Raw genomic sequence first — 3,450 nt, 5'->3', positions numbered from 1 at the left:
GCATTGCCGATCGGGATCAGGCTCTGCAATTCCTTGGCGGGCTGACCTTCGAGCTGCTGCGCATCCGGTTCGGGAATGGCATCGGTGGCGACACGGGTGACCGTGCCGTTCAGGATACCGTAGCGCGTAAAGGGAAAGGCCTCGACCTTGATGACGGCGTGCTGACCTGGCGAGACGAAGCCGATATCGCGGTTCGGCAGATAAGCCTCGATTTCGAACGATGAGTCGTCCGGCACGATCCGCATCAGCTCGGCGCCTGATGTCACCACTTGGCCGACCGTTGTGATGGCCGACGTCTGGACGATACCCTTGATCGGGCTTTTGATCGTCATCGAGTCGAGCCGCTTGGCGGCTTTGACCAGTTGCTGTTCCTTCTCGTCGATTTCCCGCGATGCCTGCGCCTGCTTTTGGGCATTGTCGGCGACGAAGGTCTTGAGGGTTTTCAGGCCTTCGCTGGTCGCTGCAGCGATCGCCATCTCCGCCTCCGCCCGCTGACCGATCTGCTCGGCGAGATTTGCCTCTTCCTTCTGCTTGACCTCGACGGCATCGATGACGCCGGATCTCGGGCCAGCACTCAGGTCCACGAGGTTGGAGCGCATGGCGACGCGGTCTTCGAGTGTCGCGACCAGTGCCTGTTGAGCGGCGATCATCTCGCTGTATCTTTTCGAAGCGGCGAGCTGCTGATTGCGCTGGGCTGCGAGGCTGTCCAGCGTCGATGAGAGCTGCTCGAGATCGGAATTATAGAGCAGCGTCTCGCGCGCGCGGATGTCGGCTGGTATGGAATCCGCAAATTCGGGAGCGATCTCGATCCGGCGTTCTCCGCTCCAGAGATCGCTATGCAGCCACGCCTGGACCTCAGCCAATGCCGCTTTACGTCTGGCGACTTCCGCCCGCAGCGCCGAAAGGCTGGTAGACAGCGCGTCGGCTTCGGCCTGCGCTTCTGTCGGGTCAAGCTCGACGAGAACATCGCCGGCTTCCACCTTGACACCGTTCGAGACCGGCACCGCAATCGTTTTGCCGACCTCGATCGATTGGATGACCTTGACGCGTCCGGTCGGCTGGATCTTTCCCTGGGCTGTCGCGACGATATCGAATCTGCCGACGTAACTCCAGATCAGCGCGCCGGCAGTGAGCAGGCAGATGAACCAGATGAGGGCGGTGCGGATCGGCGAGGCCGGTGTTTCCAGGATTTCGAGAGCGGCCGGCAGGAACTCGTTGTCGACCGGCAATCGCTTCTGTGGCTTCGGCGGAAGTCGCGGAGGCTGGACATTCTGGTTCATGATTGAACAGGACCCGTCTGCAATTGCCAGAGATGGGCATAAAGGCCGTTCGGGCGGAAGAGCAGCTGATCGTGCGTTCCCTCTTCGACGATGCGCCCGTCTTTCATGCCGATGATGCGGTTGCAGTGCCTGACCGTCGCCAGGCGATGGGCGATGATGATGACGGTGCGGCCGCGGACGATCTCGCGCATATTGCCGAGGATGATGCGTTCGCTCTCATAATCGAGCGCGCTGGTGGCTTCATCGAGGATCAGGATCGGCGGATTGGTGGCGAGCGCGCGGGCAATGGCCAGGCGCTGCCGCTGACCGCCGGAAAGATTGGCGCCGCGCTCCTCGATCAGCGTGTCGTAGCCGCGCGGCAGCTTGGCGATAAACTCGTCAGCACCGGACAGGCGTGCCATCTGAATGGCGGCGGCGCGCGACATGGCCGGATTGACCATGCAGATATTGTCGTGGATCGTCCGGTTGAACAGCATGTTTTCCTGAAGCACGACGCCGATATTCGCGCGCAGCCAGGCCGGATCGACCTGGGCGATATCCTGGCCGTCAACGAAGACCTGACCATTGTTCGGAATATAGAAGCGCTGCACCAGCTTGGTCAGTGTCGACTTGCCGGAGCCGGAGGGGCCGACGATGCCGATGACTTCGCCCGGCCGGATCGAAAAGGTAATGTCCTTCAGCACATCCTGGCCATCCGGGGAATAGCGGAAGTTCACCGATTTGAAACCGATTGCACCTTTCGGCGGCGGCAGGCTGACGGCGACGCTCGGGCGCGGCTCCTGGGGCGCATTCAGAATATCCGAGAGCCTGGCGACAGAAACCTGCACCTGCTGGAAATCCTGCCAGAGCTGCGACAGGCGCAGGATCGGCTGGGAGACCTGGCCGGCAATCATGTTGAAGGCGACCAGTGCGCCGACGGTCAATTCACCATCGATCACTGCCTGCGCGCCGAAGAGCAGCAGGGCGGCCGAGGTGATCTTGTTGATGTACTGAATGGCATTCTGACCCTTCGCCGCCAGCATCGTCGCCAGGAAGGACGAGCGTACATAAGCGGCCAGCCGCTCCTCCCATTGCGAGGAAACCACCGGCTCGACCGCCGAGGCCTTCAGCGTCTGGATACCGACGACGGTTTCGACGAGCAATTGCTGGCTGAAGGCGCCGCGCTCGAACTTCTCGTCGATCCGCTCCTTGAGGAAGGGCCGGATGATAAATCCGATCGCCATATAGAAGGGAATGGAGGCGACGACGATCCAGGCGAGCGTCGACGAATAGGAAAACAGCACGAAGATGAAGACGACGGTGAAGATCAGATCCAACCCTGAGAACAGGCCCTGGCCGGTGAGGAAATTGCGGATGGTTTCGAGTTCGCGGACTCTCGCGACCGTCTGGCCGGTGGCGCGCGTCTCGAAATAGCTGAGCGGCAGATTGAGGAGATGCCGGAACAGGCGCCGGCCGAGCTCGACATCGATGCGGTTGGTCGTATGCGACAGTGCGTGGGTTCTGAGATATTGCAGCACGACATCGAAAAGCCCGACGGCGGCAAGGCCGACGACGAGCACGATCAGTGTCGAATAGCTGCGATGGGCCAGCACCTTGTCGACGACAACCTGGAAGAACAATGGCGTCACCAGCGCGAAGATCTGGATGACGAGGGAGGCGGCCAACACATGGCCGAAGGCGCGGCGATAGCGCCAGATGGCCGGCAGGAACCAGCGGAAGCCGAAATTCTGCTGCGAGGCGCCGGGGCCGGCAAATTTACGCTGAACGAGGATGAATTCGCCCGAGGTCAGCGCCAGCAGTTCGTCCGCCTCGACGTTGCGGGCGGAGAAATCGATGGGGTTGATCAGCCGATAGCGGCCCTCGGCGGCCGCGCCGGCAAAGACTGCGAAGGTCCCATCATTCAACGAGGCAAGTGCCGGTGCTGGAAGGGTCGTCAGCCGTTTGGCTTTGTCGACGCGAACAACGCGCGCCTTCAGGCCGATGATCTTTGCGGCGCGCAGTAGATCGTCGGCAGCCGCCGGCCCTGTCAGGGCGAGTTCCCGGCTCAGCGTATCAGGACGCGATGCGATCCGGAAATAACCGGCGACGGCAGCAATCGCCGCCAGTCCGCTGTCGGCGATTGCGGCTTCCGGTGATGGTCTGGGGTCGCCTATGGTCTCTGCCTCCGCCG

Annotated in this window: 2 protein-coding genes; both read right to left on the bottom strand. The window is 61.9% G+C overall.

Going from position 1 to position 3,450, the window contains the following annotated elements; all coding sequences use genetic code 11:
• Window positions 1-1,280, bottom strand: a 1,280-nt coding sequence (locus GGD57_RS28930; protein WP_184473590.1) for an HlyD family type I secretion periplasmic adaptor subunit, incomplete at its 3' end; no start/stop codon positions are given.
• A complete protein-coding gene (locus GGD57_RS28925; protein ID WP_348646006.1) occupies window positions 1,277-3,433 on the bottom strand; it encodes a type I secretion system permease/ATPase in 2,157 nt (718 codons plus the stop codon). The genes GGD57_RS28930 and GGD57_RS28925, both read right to left, overlap by 4 nt.
• Window positions 3,434-3,450: the final 17 nt, after the last annotated feature.

It is taken from the genome of Rhizobium esperanzae, from assembly GCF_014197615.1.
GTDB lineage: Bacteria > Pseudomonadota > Alphaproteobacteria > Rhizobiales > Rhizobiaceae > Rhizobium > Rhizobium esperanzae_A.
The sequence above is the reverse complement of the archived record's forward strand: the minus strand, read 5'-3'. Positions and strand labels throughout refer to the sequence as shown.